Origin of the sequence: Streptomyces sp. NPDC045470, assembly GCF_040646595.1 — a bacterium.
Taxonomy (GTDB): Bacteria; Actinomycetota; Actinomycetes; order Streptomycetales; family Streptomycetaceae; genus Streptomyces.
Genome location: NZ_JBEZAN010000023.1, coordinates 19,372 through 41,847, shown reverse-complemented (window position 1 = coordinate 41,847; position 22,476 = coordinate 19,372). Strand labels below are relative to the sequence as shown.

Genomic DNA, 22,476 nt, shown 5'->3' with positions numbered 1-22,476 from the left:
GGGTTCGTCAGGGCTTGGTGAGGAAGCGCGGTCTGCGGCGGCGGCCCGTACTGCAGGCGCAGCCCACGCCCTCGTCCCGCACCTGCCGGTAGGTGGGGCTGGTCGTACGGCCGCAGCGGGCACAGTGGCACGGCCACGGCTCGTAGGCGCCGGGACAGGGGCCCAGCGGGGTCAGCCCCGCGGCGTGCATCACGCGTTCGGCGACGGTGGCCGGGCCAGGGGCGTTCGGTGGCGGCTGGAGCGGCGGCGGCGGGACGGCCGGGGGCAGGGATGCTGCGGGAGGCGTGGGAGGTGCCGGTGCTGCGGGGGTCGGGGGAGGTACCGATACTGCGCCGTTGGCGGGGGATGCCGGGCCTGCGGTCGCGGGGGCCTGCGGTCCCGCGGGGATGATCGTGCCCATGGGGGCGGCCGGGCCAGGGGTAGCCACCGAACCCCCGCCCGCCCCGGCGCCGAGGTCGCCGGGGTGCCACTGATGCAGGCAGGCGGCGCACCACCACAGCAGTTCGCCGGCGCCGTAGACACCCTCGTCCTCCCACAGCACGTCCGTGCTGCCGCAGGCCGGGCAGGGGGTGGCGGGGGAGCGGCGGCGCAGAAGTCCGCGCAGGTTCACGAGTCGGTCCTGGTGTGCGTGTGCTGGGGCAGGTGCCTGTGCATGGGTCTCCTCACGTGCTGAGGAGACTCCATCGGTTCTCCGTCGTCAAAGCAAGGACGACCAGGTCACAAAAGATCCCGACGGCGCCGCCCCCGGAGCGCCGCACCGGGAGGCCACCCCCGGGCCTCCCGGTGTTCAGGAGGACGCGTCGCGATCCGGCGGCTTGAGGTGCCCGTTCCGGTGACCCAGTACGCGGGGCAGCAGTGCCCACAGGCCGCCGCACGTCACCAGCGTCACCGAACCCGCCACCACCCCCGCCCCGCGCCCCAGTACGACGTCGACGACGAGGAGCACGGCACCGGCCAGCGCCAGTGCGAGGACCGCCATCCCGGCTGCCGTCAGCCGCGCGGAGACCTCCACGATCAGCCCCTTCGCGCGCCGCCGGAACAGCACCCGGTGCACCGCGGCGGGCGCGGTGAGCAGCAGCGTCGCCAGTACCGCCAGCAGTAACGTGCCCACGTAGAAGCCGCGTTGCGTGGTGTCCAGGGACACAAATCGCGGGGTGAACGCCAGGGTGAGCAGGAAGGCGAACAGGATCTGCACACCGGTCTGCAGGACGCGCAGCTCCTGGAGCAGTTCGCCGAAGTTGCGGTCGTAGCGTTCCAGAGGCGTCTCGTTGCGGTCCGCGTACCCGGTGTACCGGGCGGAACCGCGCGGCCGGGGCGGCTCGGACGTTTCGCTCGTTCCCGGCAGTTCGGGGTGGCCTGGCAGTTCGTCGCGGTGGTCGTCGGTGAGGGGGGCCATTGCGTGCGGGTATCCGCCGACGCGTTGATCACTCCTCGAAGGCGCACGCGTGTGCGCGAGTTCGCGCCCGCGTTCGCGCCCGCGCGCGGACGGTGCGGGGCTCGTGGCCGCACGGGGGCCCCTCGCGCGCGGTCAGCGCACCCGCCCGTACGAGACGCTGCGTGACCAGATGCGTTCCAGCCGCACCACGGTGCCGGGCTTGGGCGCGTGCCAGATCTTGCCCTTCCCCGCGTAGATGCCCACGTGGTAGATGCCCCGGCGGGAGTGGAAGAAGACCAGGTCACCGGCGCGGCGCGAGGACGCCGACAGGTGCCGGGTGCGGTTGTACTGGGCCGCCGCGGTGCGCGGCAGCCGCTTCCCGGCCCGCTTGAACGAGTACAGCGTCAGCCCTGAGCAGTCGAAACGGTGTGGACCGCTGGCTCCGAACTTGTAGGGCGCCCCCTTCTTGGAAGCGGCGATCCGCAGTGCCGAGGCCGAGGTGGACGCGGCGGCCGCGTCCTCGGTGGCTCCTGGTACGACCAGTGTCCCGCCGACCGTGGCGAGGGCGATGAAGGAGATCACTCCGGCCCGCGCCAGCAGAGGGGAAGCGGTGGTACGCGCAGTCATGCGCAACCCTTCGTCAGCCGCCTGCGAAGGAGTGCCTGTCGGGTTCGGGCAGGCGAAGATGCCCGGTCGTGTCGACGACTTCACCCCAAGGGGCCGTCCGGCCGTGGTGGCCGGCGGTCCCGTCGTGCTCGGGTCCTCCGCTCCTGCCGGTCCAGGCGCATCGACCAGACATCCGGTACGGCGGCAGGATTGGGCGTCCGCCCGGACCGCCCCACCGCTGTGGCGGGGGCTTGTCGTCGAAGCGATCGTTGCGCACCTCACGCCCGGATTCCGAGCAGAAACGGCTGTATGTGACGTTGGTCACGCCTGCGCCATTCGGGTGGACGGGCGTCGTTCCGTGGGAGGCCCGCGACGGGTGAGGACCCGCGTACCAGCCCCGGAACGTCACGTTCCGGGCGACACGTACGTACGCCGCGCAAGCCGTGTGGCGCAGCACGCGGCCCCGTGGCTACGCCGTTCGGGCGAGCCCGATCGGGCTTCGTGTCGCCGAACGGGTGGGCCCTTGCGGTGCTCCGGCACCTCCTGGCCGCCCTGTCACCCTTGCCCGGCGCGTGTCGCGCGGGGCGGGTGGGGGTGCTGGTGCGCCGGAGGTGCGAGGGGAGAGCACTCGTGCCCCCGCCCGGGCGGGGGCACGGCGCGTCAACTTCGCGGCGGAGGTACGGAGATCAGCCGCGCGCGGCGCTCGCCGTCCAGTACGCGCAGGGCCTGCGCCAGGGTTCCCGCGTGCAGTTCGCTCTCGCCCCGGTCGTGCATCAGCGCCAACGCGTCCCGCAGTGCGGTGGTCTTGCCGACCAGGGCCTGTGCGGCACGGAGGCTGCCGTACGTGTCCGTGCCGCGGGCGGGGTTGATGCGGCCCAGCAGGTCCAGGACCGCCAGGTAACTGTCGACGACCTCGCCCTCGGCGCGCGTCAGCGCGGGCAGCGGCGGCAGTTCGGGTGGCCACATACCGGGCTCACCTCGCGCCCGGTGTCGCGGGGTGCTGCTTGCGGCTGCGGGTCAGCCCGTCGATGAGGCCGTACTCCATGGCGGCCTCGGCGCTGAAGACCTTCTCGCGTTCGAGGTCTTCGGTGATCCGCTCGGGGGACTGGCCGGTGTGCCGTACGAGCAGTTCCTCCAGCAGCGCCCGGGTGCGCAGCAGTTCGTCCGCCTGGATGCGGAGGTCGTCGGCCTGCCCCTGCACCGGCTCGTCGAACGAGGGCTGGTGGACGAGGACACGGGCGCCCGGCAGGGCGAGGCGCTTGCCGGGCGCGCCGGCCGCCAGCAGGACCGCGGCGACGGAGGCGGCCTGGCCCAGGCAGACCGTCTCGACGTCGCAGCCGACGAACTGCATCGTGTCGTAGATCGCGGACATCGCGGTGAACGAGCCGCCGGGGGAGTTGATGTAGAGCGAGATGTCCCGGTCGGGCGCATCGTGATCCAGGTGCATGAGCTGGGCGATCACGTCGTTGGCCGCGGCGTCGTCGACCGGGGTGCCCAGGAAGACGATCCGCTCGCCGAGCAGCTTGGAGTACGGGTCCATGGTCCGGGCCCCGTAGGAGGTGCGTTCGGTGAACTCCGGGAGGACGTATCGGGCCTGGGGGCCGTTCATGGGGAGCTCCTCTTCCCTGAGCGTCTGTAAAAAATGTACAGGACGTACGTAGGGCTAGATGGGAGCACGTTCCGCCGGGTGAAAGCAATGCCTTCGGTGGGTACGGATCGGGTCGCTCGCTGAGAGCGAAAACCCCATGAGGCGTCAGATACCCCCGCGGACCCGCAAGGTGACAGGACGTAAGGCCGCGTCTCCGGGGCGCGCCCGGGGGCGCGCCGCCGGTGCAGCGTTCCGGCCGAAGTTCCCCGGGCGCTCCGGTATCGGCCCGGCGTGCGGTGTGCCGGACCTCCTCCGCCGCCCCACGCGTCCGCTGCCGCAGCCCCATCGGGCAGCACGAGGCGACACCTGGCGCGCGGGTCCCTGGCCAAAGGGGCCCTTGCGGAATCCGCCCGTACGGAAAGCGCCGTTCCGCCCCGGAGCGCCCGGGTACCCGCCGGGCGGACCCGAGCTCCTCGGGCCGAATCGAGTCCAGGAGGACGCGATGGCTACCGCTTCATCCGCCGGATATCCGGAATCCGGCCGCTCCCGGGCGGCCGGCGCCGAGCGGCACACGAGCGCGGAGACCAAGCCCGCGTTCAAGAGCACCGAGTTCTTCGTCTACGTCGCCGCCGTCGTGGCGGTCCTGGTCGCCTCCGCCGTCGTCGGCGGCGGCGACACCGGCGTGGATGTCTTCCCCGCCGATCAGGCGTGGCTCTATGTCACGCTGCTGACCATCGGATACATGATCAGTCGCGGCCTGGCCAAGTGCGGCAGCCGCGAACCCACCGACCACACCACCACCTGAGCGTCCCGGAGTGCAGCGATGGCCCGGCGTGCTGCCGGGCCATCGCTGTGCGTGGGGGCGGGTCTGCGCCGGGCCGTCGGGCGCAGGGGCGTCGGCCCCGTGCGCCAGGGGCGCCCATCGCGTCCGGCCGGTCGCGGCCCTGGCCGGGATGTCGTGGACGCGACCTAAGCTAGGACCATGGCTTATGAGATTCCGGTGACGCAGGCCCGGGCGGAGTTGGCGGACCTGATCAACCGCGTCGTCTACGGCGGCGAGCGGGTGGTCGTCACGCGCCACGGCAAGCCGCTGGTGGGGCTGGTGTCCGCCGCCGACCTGGAGCGCCTCGACGCGTGCCGGGAGGCGGAGGAGGCCGCGGCGGAGGAGCAGGTGATCAGTACGGTCTCCTCGGTACGGCCGTTCCCGGCCCCGTCCGGTGAGTGGGGCCGCTTCGGCATCGCGGCGGAACACCGTGGTACGGCGGGCGAGCACGGGGCGGCCGGCGGGCACGGCATGGTGGGCGAGCGCGGCGGCCCAGGCGCCACGGAGCGCTGACCGTGCGGCGCTGACAGCTCTGCGCGGGTCGGCCGCTGTTGCCCGCTGCCGGGTGGACGGGGGCGGCCGGCCGGGGGCGGCGGCCCTTCTTTTTTGACATGAACATGAGGATCGTGCGGTACGGGCGGGCCCGCCCTGCGGTGCCCGCGGGGTCCATCTGTTGAAGTTCCGCGGCCGACCCGCCGCGTTAACGCCGGTGAAACGGCGCCGAACTAACCTGCGGCCGACGGGTCATTGATGGAGCGGAGCTGGAGAGCAGTTTGCTCCGCCTTTAATTACTGTGTGATACATCTGCTTTTGCGGGTGTATCGCCACCCGTGACCTGGGCGGATGCGCCCAGCTCGAAGACGGTGAGGTGAAGGTATGCAACTGACCCCGCACGAGCAGGAACGCCTGATGATCCACGTGGCGGCCGACGTGGCCGAGAAACGGCGCTCCCGCGGGGTACGGCTCAACCACCCGGAGGCCGTCGCGCTGCTGACCGTCCACATCCTCGAAGGCGCGCGGGACGGCCGTACGGTCGCCGAGCTGATGTCGACCGGGCGCAAGGTGCTCACCAGGGAAGAGGTCATGGAGGGCGTCCCGGAGATGATCCACGACGTACAGGTCGAGGCCACCTTCCCCGACGGCACCAAGCTGGTCACCGTCCACGAGCCCATCAACTGAGCACGGGGGCAACGACCATGATTCCCGGCCAGATCCTGCACGCCGACGACCCGGTACGCCTGAACCCCGGGCTCCCCGTCACCCGGCTGACCGTCCTGAACGCCGCCGACCGCCCCGTCCAGGTCGGCTCCCACTATCACTTCGCCGAGGCCAACCCGGGCCTCGACTTCGACCGTGCGGCCGCGCACGGCAAGCGGCTGAACGTTCCCGCCGGCTCCGCCGTGCGCTTCGAGCCCGGCATCCCCACCGAGGTCGAACTCGTCCCCGTCGGGGGCAAGCGGATCGTCGCGGGCCTGCGCGGCGAGACCGGAGGCTCGCTCGATGGCTGACCTGACCCGCCCCGCCTACACCGACCTGTACGGCCCGACCGTGGGCGACCGGGTGCGGCTGGCCGACACCGACCTCCTCGTAGAGATCACCGAGGACCGGGCGGGCGGCCCCGGCCGGGCCGGTGACGAGGCGGTCTTCGGCGGCGGCAAGGTGATCCGCGAATCGATGGGCCAGTCCCGCGCCACCCGCGCCGAGGGCGCGCCCGACACCGTGATCACCGGCGCGGTCGTCCTGGACCACTGGGGCGTGGTCAAGACGGACGTCGGTATACGGGACGGCCGGATCACCGCGCTGGGCAAGGCCGGCAACCCCGACACCATGGACGGCGTCCACCCCGATCTGGTGATCGGCCCGGAGACCGAGGTCATCGCGGGCAACGGCAAGATCCTCACCGCCGGTGCCATCGACACCCATGTGCACTTCATCTGCCCCCAGCAGGTGGACGAGGCCCTCGCCTCCGGCGTGACCACCCTGGTCGGCGGCGGGACGGGCCCGGCCGAGGGCAGCAAGGCCACCACCGTCACGCCGGGTGCCTGGCACGTGGCCCGGATGTTCGAGTCGATGGACGGGCTGCCCGTCAACGTGGGGCTGCTGGGCAAGGGCAACACCATGTCCGCCGCCTCGATGCGCGACCAACTGCGCGCGGGCGTCCTCGGCTTCAAGATCCACGAGGACTGGGGCGCCACCCCCGCCGTGCTCGACGCCTGTCTGCGCGTCTGCGAGGAGAGCGGCGCGCAACTGGCCATCCACACCGACACCCTGAACGAGGCCGGCTTCCTCCAGGACACCCTGGCCGCCATCGGGGGCCGCGGCATCCACGCGTACCACGTGGAGGGGGCCGGCGGCGGGCACGCGCCCGACATGATCGCCATGGTCTCCGAGCCGAACGTACTGCCCGCCTCCACCAACCCGACGCGGCCGCACACCGTCAACACCGTCGAGGAACACCTCGACATGCTGATGGTCTGCCACCACCTCAACCCGGCCGTGCCCGAGGACCTGGCGTTCGCCGAGTCCCGTATCCGGCCCTCCACCATCGCGGCCGAGGACATCCTGCACGACCTCGGCGCCATCTCGATCATGTCGTCCGACGCCCAGGCGATGGGCCGCATCGGCGAGGTCGTCCTGCGGACCTGGCAGACCGCGCACGTGATGAAGAAGCGGCGCGGCGCCCTGCCCGGCGACCTGCTCGCGGACAACGCCCGGGCCCGCCGTTACGTCGCCAAGTACACCATCAACCCGGCCGTCGCCCAGGGCATCGACCACGAGGTCGGCTCGGTCGAGGAGGGCAAGCTGGCCGACCTGGTGCTGTGGGACCCGGCGTTCTTCGGCGTCAAGCCGCAGCTCGTCCTCAAGGGCGGCCAGATCGCGTACGCGCAGATGGGCGACGCCAACGCCTCCATCCCCACCCCGCAGCCGGTGCTGCCCCGCCCGATGTTCGGGGCCATCGGCAGGGCACCGGGCAGCAACTCCGTCAACTTCGTGTCCGAGCAGGCCGTCGCGGACGGGCTGCCGGAACGGCTCGGGCTGACGAAGACCTTCCGGGCCATCCGCAGCACCCGCGGCGTGACCAAGGCGGACATGCGCAACAACGACGCGCTGCCCCGCGTCCACGTCGATCCCGACACCTTCACGGTCACCATCGACGGCGACGTGGTCGAGCCCGCTCCGGCCGCCGAACTGCCCATGGCCCAGCGTTACTTCCTCTTCTGAGCGGGCCGGGCATGAGCGAACGGCCGGAGCAGGAGGTACGGCGATGAGCAGGGCGGCGCTGCTGGTCCTGGCGGACGGCCGGTTCCCGGCCGGCGGGCACGCGCACTCCGGCGGTGCCGAGGCGGCCGTCGAGGCGGGGCGCATCCGGGACGCGGCGGGTCTGGAGGCGTTCTGCCGCGGCCGGCTGCACACCGCGGGGCTGGTCGCGGCCGCGCTGGCCGCCGCCGCGGCGGCCGGGTGCGACCCGCTCGCGCTGGACGAGGCGGCCGACGCCCGCACGCCCGTACCGGCGTTGCGGAACACGGCGCGCCGGCTCGGGCGGCAGATGATGCGGGCGGCCCGGGCCACCTGGCCCTCGGCCGAGCTGGACGCGCTGGCGGCCGCCCGGCCGCGCGGCGCGCACCAGCCCGTGGTGCTGGGGCTGGCGGCCCGGTCGGCCGGGCTGGACCCGCTGGACGCGGCCGGTGCCGCCGCCTACGAGAACGTCAGCGGCCCGGCCACCGCCGCCGTACGGCTGCTGAGTCTGGACCCGTTCGACGCGACGGCGGTCCTGGCCCGGCTGGCGGCGCCGCTCGACCAGGTCGCCGAACGGGCCGTCGAAGCAGCACGCCGGGTGCCCCTGGACGGCACCGGTGTACTCCCGGCGGCGTCCGCGCCGCTGCTCGACATCACCGCCGAGCAGCACGCGGCGTGGCCGGTACGGCTCTTCGCCTCGTAACCCTGCCCCTCGTAACTCCCGCACCACGTAACCCCGTCCCTCGTAACGCCCGCCCCCGTCGCCCCACCGCTCGTCCTCCCGCCACTCGTCCCGCTCAACCCGTACCGAAACGATTCACGGAGCCGACATGCATCTCGACCACGACCTCGACGAACGCTTCCCGCACCGGCACAGCTACAGCGCCGCGTCCCCCGAGCGTCCCGACGGCACCCGGCGTGCGCTGCGGATCGGACTGGGCGGTCCGGTGGGCACCGGCAAGACCGCCACCGTCGCCGCGCTGTGCCGCGCGCTGCGCGACGAGCTGTCCCTGGCGGTGGTGACCAACGACATCTACACCCGCGAGGACGCCGAGTTCCTGCTGCGCGAGGCGGTGCTGCCGGCCGAGCGCATCACGGCCGTGGAGACCGGTGCCTGCCCGCACACCGCCATCCGCGACGACATCTCCGCCAACCTCGAAGCCGTCGAGGACCTGGAGGACGCGGTCGGTCCGCTGGACCTGATCCTGGTGGAGTCCGGCGGCGACAACCTCACCGCCACCTTCTCCAAGGGCCTGGTGGACGCCCAGATCTTCGTCATCGACGTGGCGGGCGGCGACGACATCCCCCGCAAGGGCGGCCCGGGGGTCACCACCGCCGACCTCCTCGTGATCAACAAGACCGACCTCGCCCCGTACGTCGGCGTCGACCTGGAGGGCATGGCCCGTGACGCCAAGGCCCAACGCGGCGACCTGCCCGTCACCTTCACCTCGCTCAAGGGCGAGAACGGCGTCAAGCCGGTGACGGACTGGGTCCGCGCGCGCCTGGCCGACTGGACCGCGGGCCCCGCATGACCCTCGCGCCTCCCGAGCGGACCCGGCCCCTGGACCCCGGGCCGCTCCGCGTGCCCGACCCCGCTCCGGCGGCGCACGGTCTGCGCGCCACGGCCCGCGTCACCGCGCGGACCGGCACGGACGGCACGACCCGCCTGCCCGTACTGGACGGCGAGGGGCCGCTCGCGCTGCGCCGCGTCCGCGCGCACGGGAAGCAGGCCCGGGTGTGCGTCGTCGGCGCCATGAGCGCCCCGCTCGGCGGTGACCGGCTGCGCATCGAGGCGACCGCCGAGGACGGCGCCGACCTGTGCGTCACGGCGGCCGCGGCGACCGTCGCGCTGCCGGGCCGTACCGGCGGACACGCCACGTACGACGTGGAGCTGACCGTCGGCGAAGGGGCCCGGCTGGAGTGGCTGCCCGAACCGCTCATCTCCGCCGAGGGCAGCGACCTGCGGATGACGACGACCGTGCATCTCGCGCCGACCGCGCGGCTCGTGCTGCGGGAGGAGCAGGTGCTGGGGCGCAGCGGGGAACGGACCGGACGGCTGAGCAGCCGCCTCACGGTCCGCCGCGCCGGGCGTACGCTGCTCGACCAGGAGACGGCGTACGGGCCCGGCGCCCCGGGCTGGGACACCGCCGCGGTCCTCGGCGGCAACCGGGCCACGGGCCAGCTCCTCGTCGTGGACCCGGCGTACGACGACCGGCCGGCCGAGGTGCTGCTGCTCGGCACGGGGCCCGGGGAAGGGCAGGGCGTTCGCAGCCCGCTGGCCGGGCCCGCCGCCCTGACGACCGCTGTCGCACCGGATGCGTTGCGGGTGCGGCGCCTCCTGGACGCGGCGGGTACGGCTCCGTGAGGAGCGGCCCGCCTGGCGGCTTCGGAGTGAGGTGCCCGGCAGGCCCGTCGTGGTGTCAGGCGTGCTGGGCCCGGTCGTGGACCTGCTGCGCGGTGACGCCGAGGACGGGTCCGTACAGCGTGGTGCTGTGGTCCAGCGCGTCGCCGTGGCTGTTGACCGAGACGAGCGTGCCCAGGCCGGTGCGCGGGTCGAAGTCCGCGAGCCAGGGACCGCCGCTGGCACCGCCGCTCATGTCACAGGGGATGCTCAGTTCCTGTCGCGGCGCGGCCTTCGAGGGGCCCGCGCAGTACAGCAGTTCCTCGCCGCGCTGCGGACGGGTGGCCGGGTAGCCGAACGCGGTGATCCGGCCGCCCGCCGGACGGCCGAAGGCCACCGGCTGGCCGCCGACCGTGTCGGTGAGCGAACGTCCGCCCACCGGGTCCACGGTGAACGCGGCGATGTCGTTCTCCCCGTCCTGTGCCCATGAGTGCGGGGTGACGGAGGCACGTACCGGGAAGACGCCGTACGGGCGGGCTCCCTGGTCGTACCCCGGGACGAACACCAGGTCGGTGTAGGTGTTGTCGGGGGAGGCGGGCAGCCGCGCGCAGTGGCCGGCGGCCATGACCACCGAGTGGTTGCCGCTCCTGACGGCGGTGGCGGTGCAGTACGTGTCGTCGCCCTTCTGGTTGACGAAGAAGAGCCGGCCGACGGTCCTCACCGGCGCGCCGGCCCACTTCTCGGTCAGTGGGCCGGTCGGCCCGAGACCGACGGCGCTGCCGACCTCCTTCATACGGGCCGGGGTCCAGTGGGCCAGGGCCGCCCGGCGTTCCTGCGCCGTGTAGGTGACCGTGTCGGTGACGTCGGGTGTGGCGGCCGTCGCGGGGAGCGCCGTACCGAGGGCCGGGGCTACGGCCAGGGCCAGGGCGGCGAGCGTACGGGGGAGGGCCGGAGCCACGCGCATAGGACGGTATCTCCTCAGGTGGGGCGGGCGCGGACGGTGCTGTCCGGGAAGGGCACGGCGCTGCTCCTGGGGGAGAGAGCAGCGCCGCACCCGAGAAGACGGCCGATGCACGGCATCGGTGCCGTCGGGGAGACAGGAATCTGTGAAAAGCGGGGAAAGCCCGCCCTCCCGACAACCCGTCAGCCCACCAGCCCCGACAGCCCCGCCGGCCTGTCAGGCCTCCAGCATCGCGGCGAGCACCGACCGCCAGTCCTCGCCCGGACGCTCCGTCAGTTCGTCCGCAAAAGCTCGGGCGGGACGGTAGCGGCGGCGGTGGTGCAGCAGGAAGTCCGGCCCGGCCGCCTCGCCGGTTCCGTTCTCCGTCGCGGTGTCCGCGCCCGGACCCGCGTGGGTGCCGTGGATCTCGCTGGAGCTGCCGAGCAGCCGGATCAGCTCGGCGGCGAAGTCACGCCAGTCGACGTGGCCGCCGACCGCGTTCACCACGCCGCCGGTCGGCCGTTCCACGCAGCTGACCAGCGCACGGGCCAGCGCCGCGCCGTGCACCCAGGGCGCGCCGTACCAGCCGCGCTCCCGCGCGGGCAGCTCGATCGGCTCGCCGTTCCGCGCGGCCTGGAAGAACTGGCCGGTGGCGCCCCAGCGCAACTGGTCGCGCAGCCTGGCGTGCGGACCCCACACGATGGGCACCCGCACCACACCGGCCGCGCCCCGCCCGCCGCTCCCGGCGGCCGCCAGCAGCATCCGTTCGCAGTCGAGCTTGGCCCGGCCGTACGCGGTGAACGGCCCGGCCGGCGCGGTCTCCTCGGTCACCTCGGTGACCGGCGGCTGCCCGTACGCGTCCACGCTGCTGACGAAGACGAAGGTGCCCCGCCGCCACCCGTCCAGCGCGGCGCGCATGGCCGCGAGGTCCACCTCGGGGGAGGTGAAGGTGCAGGCGGCATGGATCACCGCGTCCGCACCGGCGGCCGCCGGCCGCAGGCTGTCCGGGTCGCCGAGGTCCCCTTCGCACACCTCGACGCCGTCCGCCGCGAGCAGGTGCGCCGATTCGGGCCGTACCAGCGCCCTCACGGGACGACCGCGTGCCGCCAGCTCCCGCAGGACGAAGGCGCCCACGCCGCCGGTGGCACCGGTGACCAGGACCGTTCCGGTGCGCGCCGCAGAGGGGCGGGAGCCGCCGGGGGCCGCGCCCGCGGGCCGGGCCGCGCTCCGGACGGCGGCCAGTGCCGCCGCGCGCTCCTCGCCCCGCCCGTCCAGCAGGGCGGCGATGGCGCGCGGGCTGCGGTGCTCCATCACGTCCAGGCCGGTCAGCGGCAGGCCCAGCCGTTCGCGCAGCCGGTCGGCCAGTTGTACCGCCAGCAGCGAGTGTCCGCCGAGCAGGAAGAAGTCGTCGTCCAGTGCGGGCCGCCGGCCCAACTGCTCGGTGAAAGCGTCCAGTACGGCCTGCCCGCGTGCCCCCACGGTGTCTGCGGGCGCGGCCGTCGCCGGTGCGCCCGGCAGGCGGCCGCGGTCCACGGCACCGTCGGCCGTACGCGGCAGTACGTCCAGGACCGTCACCGCGGCCGGGACCAGCTCGGTCGCCAACCGCGTACGCAACGCGGCCCGCAGGCCCATGGGGTCGAGGGAGCCCGTGCGGCTCGGCACGACGTACGCGAGGGGCGACCGGCCGTCGATCTCCAGCAGAAAGGCTTCCGCCACTTCCGGTCGGTCGCGGAGGAACCGTTCTGCCGGGTGGACCGGCTCCGCACCGTCCGGTGCGCCGGTTCCGGACTGCGGCCGGGTCAGCGGACGGCCGGGGTCGGCGGCCACCGCCGCCAGCAGGTCGGCGAAGCCGCGCAGCAACTGCCGAGCCGTCCGCTCGTCGAGCCGCGCCCGGTCGTACTGCACCAGGCAGCGCGGCGGCGCGCCGTCGCTCCGGTCCTCCTCCACGTAGAAGCCGAGACCGAACTTGGCCGTCCCCAGATCGACCTCGACCGGTTCGCTCACCAGCCCGGGCAGGTCCAGGGCGGCGGGCGCCCGCAGCACGTCGGCCGTGACGTCCACCAGGGGTTGGCCGTCCGCCCCACGGGCCGCAGCTCCCAGCCGCTCGACGATCAGGTCGAACGGCACGTCCCGGTGCTGCTGCGCCTCCAGCAGCGCGTCCCGTACCCGGTCCAGCAGAGCGCCGAAGGTGCCCGTGCTCCGCGCGTCCACCCGGACGGGCAGGGTGTTCACGCACAGGCCGACCAGCTCCCGGATCTCCGCGCGGTCACGGTGGCTGCCCGCGCAGCCGAGCACCAGGTCCGTCCGGCCCGTCCGCTCCAGCAGGGCGGCGTACGCGGCGGCCAGGACGACGGTGAACAGGGTGCTCCGGTGTTCCCGGCCCACCGCGCGCAGCCCTTCGAGGACGGCGGGCGGCAGCGGCTCGGCGAGCAGTGCGGCCTGTCCGCGCCGGGCCGGGGCGCCGGAGTCCGCGGCCGGGGCGGGCAGCGGTACCGGCCGGGCGCCCGCGAGGCGCCCGAGCCAGAATTCCAGACCGTTCTCCAAGGCGTCCACGGCGGCGTGCTCATGGCGCGCGTAGTCCGCGTACTGCGGCGCAGGGGAGGCGAGCGCTCCGGGCAACTCCCCGGTCAGTGCGTCGTCACCGTCGCGCGCCGCCCCGTACAGCGCGCCCAGCTCGCGCGCGACGATGGCCAGTGAGCCGCCGTCGACGGCGATGTGATGCAGCGTCAGCAGCACGGTGTGGTCCTCGGCGGCATGCCGTACGGCCAGTGCGCGCAGCACCGGGCCGCTCGCCAGGTCGAAGGGCCGTGCCGCGGCCTCCCGCAGCAGTTCCGCCACGTCCACGTCACCGTCCGCGGACACCACCTCGACCGGCACCGGCACAGCGTCCAGCGCCTCCTGGTAGGGCTCGCCGTCACGTTGCCCGTACCGCGTACGCAGCACCGCATGACGGCGTACGAGGGCGGTCAGCGCCCGGCCCAGCGCCTGCGGGTCGAACGGCCCGCGCACCCGGGTCGCGAACGGTACGTGGTACGCGGCGCCGCTGCCGCCGAGACGGTCCATCAGCCACATGCGGCGCTGAGCCGCGGAGAGCGGTGCCGGACCTTCCGTGGTCTTCGCGCCGACGGCGGCCGCACGGGGCGTGCTTCCGCGCTTGGCGGCCTGCCGTTGCCGGGCGATCCGCAGCAGCGCCGCCTCGCGGGCAGTGTCCGGAGCGGTGGTCATCGCAGATCCTCCAGAGCGGTTGAGGTGGCCGGTTCGTCGCCGGGCGCGCCCGGACCCTCGTGCAGATGCAGCAGGGCCCGCTCGACGTGTGCCGCCTGGGCGGCGACGGTGGGGGCGGCGAAGAAGTCGGCGAGCGACATCTCCACGCCGAGGTCCTCGCGAAGGTCCTCCACGACGCACAGCGCCAGCAGCGAGTGCCCGCCGAGCGCGATGAAGTCCGCCTCGGGGTCGTCCACCGGGTGGCCCAGGGCCTGGCTCCACAGGTCGGCGACGACCTGCTGGAGGGGCGAGAGATGGCCGGGCCCGCTGTCCCGAGCGGCCTGGGGGCCGCCGTCCGGAGCGGGCTCGGGCCCGCCGTCCCGAGCGGCCTGGGGGCCGCCGTCCGGGCCGGTCGCGGAACCGTTCACCGCACCGGTGCCGATGCCGCCCACCGGACCGGCCCCGCCCCCCTCCACCACCTGTTCGGCCAGCGCCCGCCGGTCCACCTTGCCGACACCGGTCATCGGGAGCGCGTCCACGAACGCCCACGCGTTGGGTACGAGGTAGGACGGCAGACGGCCCTCCAGGTGGGCGCGCAGCGCCGCCGCTCCGGCGGCCGCACCGTCCTCGCCGTCCTCCTGTACGACGAAGGCCACCAGCCGCGCGTCGTCCGGGGCCGGACGCTGGACGACCACGGCCGCGTCGGCGACCTCGGTGTGCTCACGCAGCGCGTGCTCGATCTCGCCCGGCTCGATCCGGAAGCCGCGGACCTTGATCTGGTCGTCGGTCCGGCCGTGGAAGTCCAGCGTGCCGTCGGGGCGCGCCGAGACCACGTCGCCGGTGCGGTAGAGCCGGCCGGCCGTCGGGTGGCCGACGAAGCGTTCCGCCGTACGCTCCGGCTGTCCGACGTAGCCGAGTGCCAGCCGGGGGCCGCCGAGCCACAGCTCGCCGCGCACGCCCGGCGCCACCGGCGCACCGTGCTCGTCCATGACGTACGCGGTCGTCCCGGCGATCGGGCGGCCGATGGGCGGCGGGGCGTCGCAGTCGGCGTCCGTCACACGGTGCGCGGTGGCGAAGGTGGTCGCCTCGGTCGGTCCGTAGCCGTTGACCAGTTCCAGCCAGGGGTGGGCGCGCAGCACGGAGCGCGCGTGCTGCGCGGACAGCGCCTCGCCGCCCACCAGCACGCCGCGCAGCACCCCGAAGAGCGGGGACCGCCGGGCGGCCAGGTGGTGGAAGAGCGCGGTGGTCAGCACGGTGACGGTCGCGCCGAGGCGCTCCGCGTCCCGCGCCAGCCCGGTCGGCGAGAGCCGGTCGGCGGTGGACACCGCGACCGCGGCGCCGTTGGCCAGCGCGGCCCACACCTCGAAGGCGGCGGCGTCGAACGTGACGGGGGAGTGGAACAGCACCCGGTCGCGGGGCGTGAGGGTCACGTACTCCGGCCGGTGCGCCAGGCCCGCGATGCCCTGGTGGGTGACGGCCACCCCCTTGGGCTGCCCGGTCGAGCCGGAGGTGAACATGACGTAGGCGACGGCGTCCGGGTCGTAGGTCCCCTCGGCGGGCGCTGGTGTGCCGTCCCCGGTGTGCTCCGCCGCGCGGGCGGGTGGCGGCAGCGCCCGGTCACCGGGGATGCCCGCCGCCTCCACCAGGTCCTTGTCACCGACCGTCAGCACCGCTCCGGCCGTCTCCAGCATCGTCGCGATGCGCGGCGCGGGATAGTCGGCGTCCAGCGGTACGTAGTGCCCGCCCGCCCACCAGACGGCGAGCTGGGTGACCACGGTGGGCACCGAGTGCGGCAGCAGGACGCCGACGGCGGCACCGGGGCGCACGCCCCGGTCCCGCAGCACCCGGGCGAAGCCGCCGGCCGCCGCGGCGAGTTCCGCGTACGTCAGAAACGTTTCGCCGTCGGTCACGGCGAGCGCGTCGGGGGTGGTGCGGGCGAAGTGCGCGACGCGTCCGGGCAGGCCGGTCGTGAGGGCGGTCATCTCACACCCCCGCCAGGTCGGCGGCGGCGCGCCGGGTGTCCACCAGGGCCGCCAGCGCCCGCAGGTCGGGCTGCCGCAGCACTTCGGGCGCCCGCAGCCGGACGCCGCAGTGCTCCTCGATGCCGGTGAGCAGCCGGGCGGTGGACAGGGAGTTGCCGCCGGCCGCGGCGAAGTTGTCGCCGGTGCCGAGGGTCCGGCTGCCGAGCAGGTCGCGGCAGAGCCGCAGGACCAGTTCCTCGGTCGGCGACTGCGGTGCGCCGTCGCCCTCCGGGGCCGTGGCGCCGCCGGCCGCCGCCTCTTCGGCCGCCAGGAGCGCGGCCCGGTCGACTTTGCCGTTGGCGTCCAGCGGGAAGCTGTCGAGGAACCGTACGACGGCCGGTACGGCCTGTTCGGGCAGCCAGCCGCGGGCTTCGCGGATCAGCTCGTCCGCAGCGGGCACCGGCTCACCGGGGACGGGCAGGACGAAGGCGACGAGCCGGGTGACTTCACCCGCGGCGGTCCGAACGGCGACCGCCGACCGCCGTACGCCCGGGTGGTGCTCGAACGCGGCCTCCACCTCGGCGAGTTCGACGCGGACGCCGCTCACCTTGACCTGGTCGTCCAGCCGCCCGAGAAAGTCCAGCACCCCGTCGGGCCGCATCCGTACCCGGTCGCCGGTGCGGTAGACCCTTGCGGTCCCGGTGACACCGTCCGGCGGAGCCACGAAACGGGCCGCCGTCAGGTCCGCGTCCAGGTAGCCGAGGGACAGCACGTCGCCGCCGACGCGCAGTTCCCCGGCCTCGCCGCGCGGGACCACCCGGCCCGCCTCGTCGGTGACGCAGACGACGGCGCCGTCGACGGGCGTGCCGATCGGCGGGGGAGCGGTGTCGCCGCCGTCCGCCTCGACATGGTGCACCGTGGTGACGACGGTGGCCTCGGCGGGGCCGTACGCGTTGTGCACCCGGGCCGTGACCTGCGGCGCGGGACGGCGGCGCAGCCGGTCGCCGCCCACCACCAGGTGGCGCAGGTCCGGAAGGGCGGGCCAGGGCCGTTCGAGGACGGTCTCGGCGAGCGGCGTGGGCAGAATGGCGACGGACACCTTGGCCCGCCGCCACCAGCCGGTGAGGGCGTCCGGGTCCCAGCGCACCTCCTCGGGCGGCACGCTCAGCGTGCCACCGGAAGTGAGCGCCGCCCACAGCTCCTTGAGGTGCGGGTCGAAGGAGACACCGATCAGCAGGCTGTGCCGGTCCCCGGGCCGGGCCCCGGTGTACGCGTGGTACCAGTCCAGCAGCGAGCCGAGCGACGAGCGGCCCACCGCGACGGCCTTGGGGGTGCCGGTGGAGCCCGACGTGAGTACGGCGTAGAAGGTACCGGGCGGAGCGGTCGGCGCGGTGGCGGTGGCGGGCCCGGCGCGGAACGCGGCCACGACGCTGCCGGCCGCGTTGGCGCCCGCGGCGGGCAGCGGCAGGGACACGGCGCTCGTCCCGGTACCCGTACGGTACGCCGCGGGCAGCAGCGCGGGGTCGCCGACGAGGCAGGCCACGCCCAGGCGCTCGGTCACCGCCGTCAGCCGGTGCTCGCCGGGGCGCGGCCCCAGCGGCAGGTAGACGGCGCCGAGCCGGGCGAGCCCGACCGCCACCGCGACCAGCGCGGCGGAGCGGTCGAGGCACACGCCGACCAGGTCACCGGGGGACACCCGGCCGCGCAGCGACTCGGCCACGACGTGCGCCAGGGAGTCCACCTCGGCGTAGCTCCAGGACAGTTCGCCGTCCTCGACGGCGGGCGCGTCGGGGGTGCTGCGCACCCAGTGCTCGTACCGGGCGAGGATGTCGGACCGGTCGGCGGCCTCCGACGCGGCGGTCGGCGTGCTGCCGTACGCGATGCTGAGCCGGTCGTCCTGCGCACTGCTGCCGGGACGCTCGTGGACTGAAATACTCATGATTCCTCTGCGGTTCGCGAGTTCACGCATTCGTAAGGGGCGGGGCCGGGGGCGGTGGTCCGGCCCCCGGGCCCCGGAGGGCGGACGGCTCAGCCGAGACCCATGGACCGGGCGACGATCACCTTCTGGATCTCCGAGGTTCCCTCGATGATCGTCATCATCCGGACATAGCGGTACAGGAACTCCAGCGGATGCCCGCGCACCCACCCCGTGGCGCCGTGCACCTGAAGGGCCCGGTCCACCACCCGCACCGCCGTCTCCGACGAGGTCAGCTTGGCCAGCGCGGCGTTCTCCGGCGCCTCCGTGCCGCCGTCCACCAGCCGCGCGCAGGCCAGCGTCAGCAGCTTGGCCGCCTCGATCTCCGCGCGGCTGGTCACCAGGTGCTCCTGCACATGCTGGTACGCGCCGATGCGCTCGCCGAAGGCCCGCCGTTCACGGGCGTACGCGATGCCCTGCTCCAGCGCGTACTCGGCGATACCGTCGCACATCGCGGCCACCACCAGGCGGCCCCGGGACAGGCTGTCCATGCCGTTGCCGAGCGCCTGGCCGACCCCGTCGGGGCCGCCGATCACCGCGTCCGCCGGCACCCGCGCGTCCTCCAGCAGCAGTTCGTACAGCGGCTCGCCCGACATCCCGTCGTACCGCTGCCCGATCCGCAGCCCCGGGTTGCCCGCCTCCACCACGAAGGCCGTCGGCTCACCCCCGGCCGAGGCGACGACCAGGGTGAAGTCCGCCCGGTCGGCGTTGCTCACGAAGGTCTTGCGGCCCTTGAGGACCCACTCCCCGGTCGCCTCGTCCCGCACGGCCGTGGTGGTGAGCTGGAACGCGTCCGAGCCCGCGTGCGGTTCGGTCAGCGCCAGACAGCGCACCGCCTCGCCGCGCACCAGCGGCTTGAGATAGCGCTCGATCTGCTCCTTCGTGCCGTGCCGCAGCAGCGGACTCGGACCGTCGGAACCCGCGAGGGCGTACGGCGCCAGCGGGCAGCCGCTGCGGCCCGCCGCGTGGTGCAGCAGCACCACGGCGGTGAACGGCATACCCGAGCCGCCCAGCTCCTCGGGATAGTCACCCGCGTAGAAGCCGAGGGCCGCCGAGCGACGGCGTACGTAGTCGCGCAGCTCGGCCGGGGGCAGGTCGGCGTCCTCCGGCAGGTCCGCCGCCAGCGGCACCAGCTCCTTGCGGATGAACGCTTCGAAGGAGGCGGTCAGTTCCCGGTGGTCGGCCTCCAGGACCGACGAGGGGTAGCTGTTCACGCCGCCACCTCCCGCACCGCACGCGCCTGGTCGGCCAGCACCGGGTTCTGGAAGAACAGCCGCAGCGGCGGCCGGCTGCCGAGCCGGGGCTCCAGCCAGGCGGCGAGCTGCGCGGCCAGCAGGGAGTGGCCGCCGATCTGGAAGAAGTGCGACGCCGGGGTGAAGTCGTCGTGGCCCAGCACCTCGCGCCAGGCCTCGGCGAGCAGCGCCACCTGCGGGTCGGCGGGCTCGCCGGACGTCCCGGCCGCGGCGTGCCCGGCCGCCTCCTCGGGCGGCAGCTCGGCCACCCGGCGGGCCAGGGCCGCGCGGTCGGGCTTGCCGCCCTGGAGCGTCGGCATGGCGTCCAGCCGTATCCAGCGGGCCGGCACGAGCGCGGTGGGCAGCCGGCGGGACAGCGCGGCGTGCAGTTCCTGCTCGTCCGGGCCGGCACCGTCCCCGGCGCGGGACTCCAGGAAGCCGATCAGCCGCGGCCCGGCGGGCCCGCCCGGGTCGAGCACGACGGCGGACGACCGGCCGCCCAGCTCGGCGGAGGCGGCGGCCTCCACCTCCTCCAGCTCGATGCGGTAACCCCGCAGCTTGACCTGGTTGTCGCGGCGTCCCAGGAAGCAGAGCCGCCCGGTCAGGTCCCGGTAGCCGAGGTCACCGGTGCGGTACACCCGCTCGCCGCCCAGGGCGTTAGGCGTCACGAAGCGCTCGGCGGTGGCCCGCGCGTTGCCGAAGTACCCGTCGGCCAGCCCGGCGCCCGCGACGGCCAGTTCACCGACCGCGCCCGCGGGCAGCGGCCGCAGCCCGGCGTCGAGCACGTGCACCCGGGTGCCCGGGAGTTCCGCGCCGAGCGGCACCTCGGCGCCGTCCCGCAGGTCCGCGCGGGTCACCTCGTGCACGGTGCTGGTGATCGCCGCCTCGGTCACGCCGTACGCGTTGAGCACGGCGACCGACGGCGACCCGGCGGCGGCGTCCACGGCGTCGAACAGCTCGCGCAGCGCACCGACCGGCAGCCGCTCACCGCCCAGGACGATCGTGCGCGGGGCCCAGCGGCCGTCCCGCAGCGCCTCGCCCAGCTCCTGCCGTACGGCGAGGAAGTAGCTGGTCGGCAGGTTGGCGACGGTGACCCGACGGGCCGCGAGGACCGCGGTCAGCTCGTCCGGGGTGGGCACCTCGCGTTGCGGCAGCACCAGGCAGGCACCGGCCAGCAGCGACGGCAGCACCTCTTCCAGCGCCACGTCGAAGGAGGGCTGGGCGAAGAGCAGCACCCGGTCCCGTTCCGTCAGGCCGTACCGGTCCGCCGTGGCGCGGGCGTGCTGCGCCAGCGCGGCCCGGCTCACCACGACCGGCTTGGGCAGGCCGGTGGAGCCGGAGGTGTGGATCACGTAGGCGGCGTCCTTGAAGGCGTCCGGGCCCAGGTCCTGGGCCGGGGCCGCCGCCTCCGGGAACGCGGGGCCGTCCAGCAGCGCCACCGGCAGCCCTTCGGCCGGGAGGGACAGCGCGCTCTCCCGGGTGGCCAGCACCAGCGCGGGGTTCAGCCGCTCCAGCAGCGTCGTCAGGCGCGTGGCCGGGTCGTTGGGGGAGAGGGGGCAGTACACGGCGCCGGTGCGCAGGCAGGCGAGCAGCGTGACGACCGAGTCCGTACCGCGCGGGAGGACGGCGGCCACCGGGCGGCCCGCTGTCACTCCGGCCGCGCGGAGCCGGCGTGCCAGGTCGTCGACCCGGGCGCCGAGCTGACCGTACGTCAGGCTCTGGGCGCCGCCGACGAGGGCGGGGCGGGCGGCGTCCTGGCGGGCGACCGGGTCGAGCACCTCGTCGGTGGGGAGGGACGCGAGGGCGTCCGCCTCCTCCGGGCCGGTGGCGCGGTCCGCGGTCACCGCGGCGGCTCCCAGCGAGGCCAGCGGTGCGTCCGGGGTCTCCAGATAGGCGCGCAGTACGTCGAGGAAACGTTCCGACAGGAGCCGGACCACGTCCTCGCCGAACAGGTCACGGTCGTAGTCCCACACCAGCGTCATCCCCGCGGCGCCCTGCCGCGGGCCGACCGTCCGCCGGTCGTCCGGCATCAGCACCAGGTCCAGGTCGAAGCGCGTGGTGCCGGTGTTGAAGCCCTCGTACAGCGCCACCTCCAGCTCCGGCACCTCGATCTCCGGCAGCGCCGCGTCGTGCGCGCTGAACATCACGCTGAACAGCGGGTTGTCCGCGCCGGAGGTGTGCCGGCCGAGCGCTCGCGTCAGCTCCTGCACCGGCACCTCCTGGTGCGGCAGGGCCCGGATCAGCGTGTCGGTGACCTCGTCCACGGTCTCCAGCGCCGCGGCGGCCGGGTCCGGCCGCAGGCGCAGCGGGATGGTGTTGACGAACATGCCGACGGTGCCCTCGAAGCCCACCGGACGGTTGCCCACCGCGGTACCGACAACGATGTCGGTCCGTCCGCTGTGCCGACGCAACAGCTCCGCGAACAGGCTCAGCAGCGTGGAGAACGGCGTGTGCCCCTGGGCGCGGCTGCTCTCCCGCAGCCGCTCGGCCAGGTCGGCACCGATGGCCTGGCGCAGTTGCCCGCCCGCGTGGCGGCGCTGCGCACCGGGCCGGGCGAGGCCGGGCAGCGGCAGGTCGAAGGTGGCGTCCGACAGCTCCCCCGTCCAGTGCGCCAGGCTCGCCTGCCGGTCGGCGACGGCCGCGGCGCGCGCGTGCTCCTCGTACGAGCGTGCCGCCGACAGCTCCACCGGCTCGCCCAGCACCTGACCCCGGTACACGGTGAACACGTCGTGCAGCAGGATCGCGAAGGAGTGACCGTCGTGGATCAAGTGGTGTTCGACGTGCACGACACGGTGGTGCCGCTCGCCCAGCCGGGCCAGGCACCAGCGCAGCAGCGGTGCCTCGGTGGTGTCGAGCGGCGTCTCGGCCTCGGTCCGCAGCAACTCCTGGAACGCGGCCTCCGGGTCGGCCTCCTGGGAGAGGTCCACGGTGCGTATCCGTGGCGCACATCGTTCGCGTACCCGCTGTTCGGGCACCTCGCCCGGCCGCTCGACGAGTTCGAGGCGCAGGCCGGCGTGCCGGTCGAGCGCGGCGCCGAGCGCGGCGCGCAGGGCCGCCTCGTCGAGTCGGCCCCAGAGGTCGATCGACGCCGTGAAGTTGTAGGCACGGCTGCCCGGCAGCATCTGCTCGTGCAGCCAGACGACGTCCTGGGACGGTGAGAGTCCGAACATGGTCCATCCTTCGGGTGGTGGATG

General features: G+C 74.3%; 19 protein-coding genes and 1 riboswitch. Of the genes, 8 read left to right on the top strand and 11 right to left on the bottom strand.

All coding sequences use genetic code 11. From position 1 onward, the window contains the following. Nucleotides 1–7 precede the first annotated feature (7 nt). From AB0A97_RS36470 to AB0A97_RS36450, 5 genes are all read right to left on the bottom strand, one after another. Nucleotides 8–610, bottom strand: coding sequence for a hypothetical protein (locus AB0A97_RS36470; RefSeq protein ID WP_361158670.1), 603 nt, complete (start codon nt 608–610; stop codon nt 8–10). Between the two features lie 177 nt (nt 611–787). Continuing rightward, nucleotides 788–1,396 (bottom strand): DUF6328 family protein, encoded by a 609-nt coding sequence (locus AB0A97_RS36465; protein ID WP_361158668.1) that lies wholly within the window; start codon nt 1,394–1,396, stop codon nt 788–790. 132 nt (nt 1,397–1,528) lie between these two features. Then, nucleotides 1,529–2,002, bottom strand: a complete 474-nt coding sequence (locus AB0A97_RS36460) for a C40 family peptidase (RefSeq protein ID WP_361158665.1) — start codon at nt 2,000–2,002, stop codon at nt 1,529–1,531. Between the two features lie 3 nt (nt 2,003–2,005). Next, nucleotides 2,006–2,170, bottom strand: a riboswitch (cyclic di-AMP (ydaO/yuaA leader). A gap of 471 nt (nt 2,171–2,641) precedes the next feature. Further along, complete coding sequence (locus AB0A97_RS36455; RefSeq protein WP_361158663.1) at nt 2,642–2,947, bottom strand: hypothetical protein; 306 nt, start codon at nt 2,945–2,947, stop codon at nt 2,642–2,644. Nucleotides 2,948–2,954: 7 nt separating this feature from the next. Next, nucleotides 2,955–3,590 carry an ATP-dependent Clp protease proteolytic subunit gene (locus tag AB0A97_RS36450; protein ID WP_361158660.1) on the bottom strand — a complete coding sequence of 212 codons (636 nt, stop codon included), beginning with the start codon at nt 3,588–3,590 and terminating at the stop codon, nt 2,955–2,957. 481 nt (nt 3,591–4,071) lie between these two features. On the opposite strand from AB0A97_RS36450, the gene AB0A97_RS36445 reads away from it, so the two are divergent. The 8 genes from AB0A97_RS36445 to AB0A97_RS36410 all read left to right on the top strand — a co-directional run bounded on the left by AB0A97_RS36445 (nt 4,072) and on the right by AB0A97_RS36410 (nt 9,994). Further along, nucleotides 4,072–4,374: a hypothetical protein gene (locus AB0A97_RS36445; RefSeq protein ID WP_361158657.1), complete on the top strand. Its 303-nt coding sequence runs from the start codon at nt 4,072–4,074 to the stop codon at nt 4,372–4,374. A 177-nt stretch (nt 4,375–4,551) separates the two neighbouring features. Beyond that, nucleotides 4,552–4,905 carry a type II toxin-antitoxin system Phd/YefM family antitoxin gene (locus AB0A97_RS36440; protein ID WP_361158654.1) on the top strand — a complete coding sequence of 118 codons (354 nt, stop codon included), beginning with the start codon at nt 4,552–4,554 and terminating at the stop codon, nt 4,903–4,905. 363 nt (nt 4,906–5,268) lie between these two features. Continuing rightward, a complete protein-coding gene (locus AB0A97_RS36435; protein ID WP_030017664.1) occupies nt 5,269–5,571 on the top strand; it encodes an urease subunit gamma in 303 nt (100 codons plus the stop codon). 17 nt (nt 5,572–5,588) lie between these two features. Beyond that, nucleotides 5,589–5,900, top strand: a complete 312-nt coding sequence (locus tag AB0A97_RS36430) for an urease subunit beta (protein ID WP_361158651.1) — start codon at nt 5,589–5,591, stop codon at nt 5,898–5,900. Next, the gene (locus AB0A97_RS36425) at nt 5,893–7,614 is read left to right on the top strand and encodes an urease subunit alpha (RefSeq protein WP_361158648.1); all 1,722 of its coding nucleotides are present in this window, start codon (nt 5,893–5,895) and stop codon (nt 7,612–7,614) included. The genes AB0A97_RS36430 and AB0A97_RS36425 overlap by 8 nt, the downstream gene beginning before the upstream one ends. A 43-nt stretch (nt 7,615–7,657) precedes the next feature. After that, nucleotides 7,658–8,332: an urease accessory UreF family protein gene (locus tag AB0A97_RS36420; protein ID WP_361158645.1), complete on the top strand. Its 675-nt coding sequence runs from the start codon at nt 7,658–7,660 to the stop codon at nt 8,330–8,332. A gap of 127 nt (nt 8,333–8,459) precedes the next feature. Further along, nucleotides 8,460–9,161: an urease accessory protein UreG gene (ureG, locus tag AB0A97_RS36415; RefSeq protein WP_361158642.1), complete on the top strand. Its 702-nt coding sequence runs from the start codon at nt 8,460–8,462 to the stop codon at nt 9,159–9,161. Next, nucleotides 9,158–9,994: an urease accessory protein UreD gene (locus tag AB0A97_RS36410; RefSeq protein WP_361158639.1), complete on the top strand. Its 837-nt coding sequence runs from the start codon at nt 9,158–9,160 to the stop codon at nt 9,992–9,994. Before ureG ends, AB0A97_RS36410 begins: the two co-directional genes overlap by 4 nt. A gap of 55 nt (nt 9,995–10,049) precedes the next feature. On the opposite strand, the gene AB0A97_RS36405 is transcribed toward AB0A97_RS36410, so the two are convergent. From AB0A97_RS36405 to AB0A97_RS36380, 6 genes are all read right to left on the bottom strand, one after another. Then, nucleotides 10,050–10,934 (bottom strand): peptidase, encoded by an 885-nt coding sequence (locus tag AB0A97_RS36405; protein ID WP_361158636.1) that lies wholly within the window; start codon nt 10,932–10,934, stop codon nt 10,050–10,052. Between the two features lie 213 nt (nt 10,935–11,147). Further along, nucleotides 11,148–14,135, bottom strand: coding sequence for a condensation domain-containing protein (locus AB0A97_RS36400; protein WP_361158633.1), 2,988 nt, complete (start codon nt 14,133–14,135; stop codon nt 11,148–11,150). Next, nucleotides 14,132–16,096, bottom strand: coding sequence for a non-ribosomal peptide synthetase (locus AB0A97_RS36395; protein WP_361158630.1), 1,965 nt, complete (start codon nt 16,094–16,096; stop codon nt 14,132–14,134). The genes AB0A97_RS36400 and AB0A97_RS36395 overlap by 4 nt, the downstream gene beginning before the upstream one ends. A gap of 1 nt (nt 16,097) precedes the next feature. Continuing rightward, the gene (locus AB0A97_RS36390) at nt 16,098–18,014 is read right to left on the bottom strand and encodes a non-ribosomal peptide synthetase (RefSeq protein WP_361158627.1); all 1,917 of its coding nucleotides are present in this window, start codon (nt 18,012–18,014) and stop codon (nt 16,098–16,100) included. An 89-nt stretch (nt 18,015–18,103) separates the two neighbouring features. Beyond that, complete coding sequence (locus AB0A97_RS36385; protein ID WP_361158625.1) at nt 18,104–19,264, bottom strand: acyl-CoA dehydrogenase family protein; 1,161 nt, start codon at nt 19,262–19,264, stop codon at nt 18,104–18,106. Then, nucleotides 19,261–22,452 carry an amino acid adenylation domain-containing protein gene (locus AB0A97_RS36380; RefSeq protein ID WP_361158624.1) on the bottom strand — a complete coding sequence of 1,064 codons (3,192 nt, stop codon included), beginning with the start codon at nt 22,450–22,452 and terminating at the stop codon, nt 19,261–19,263. The genes AB0A97_RS36385 and AB0A97_RS36380 overlap by 4 nt, the downstream gene beginning before the upstream one ends. Nucleotides 22,453–22,476: the final 24 nt, after the last annotated feature.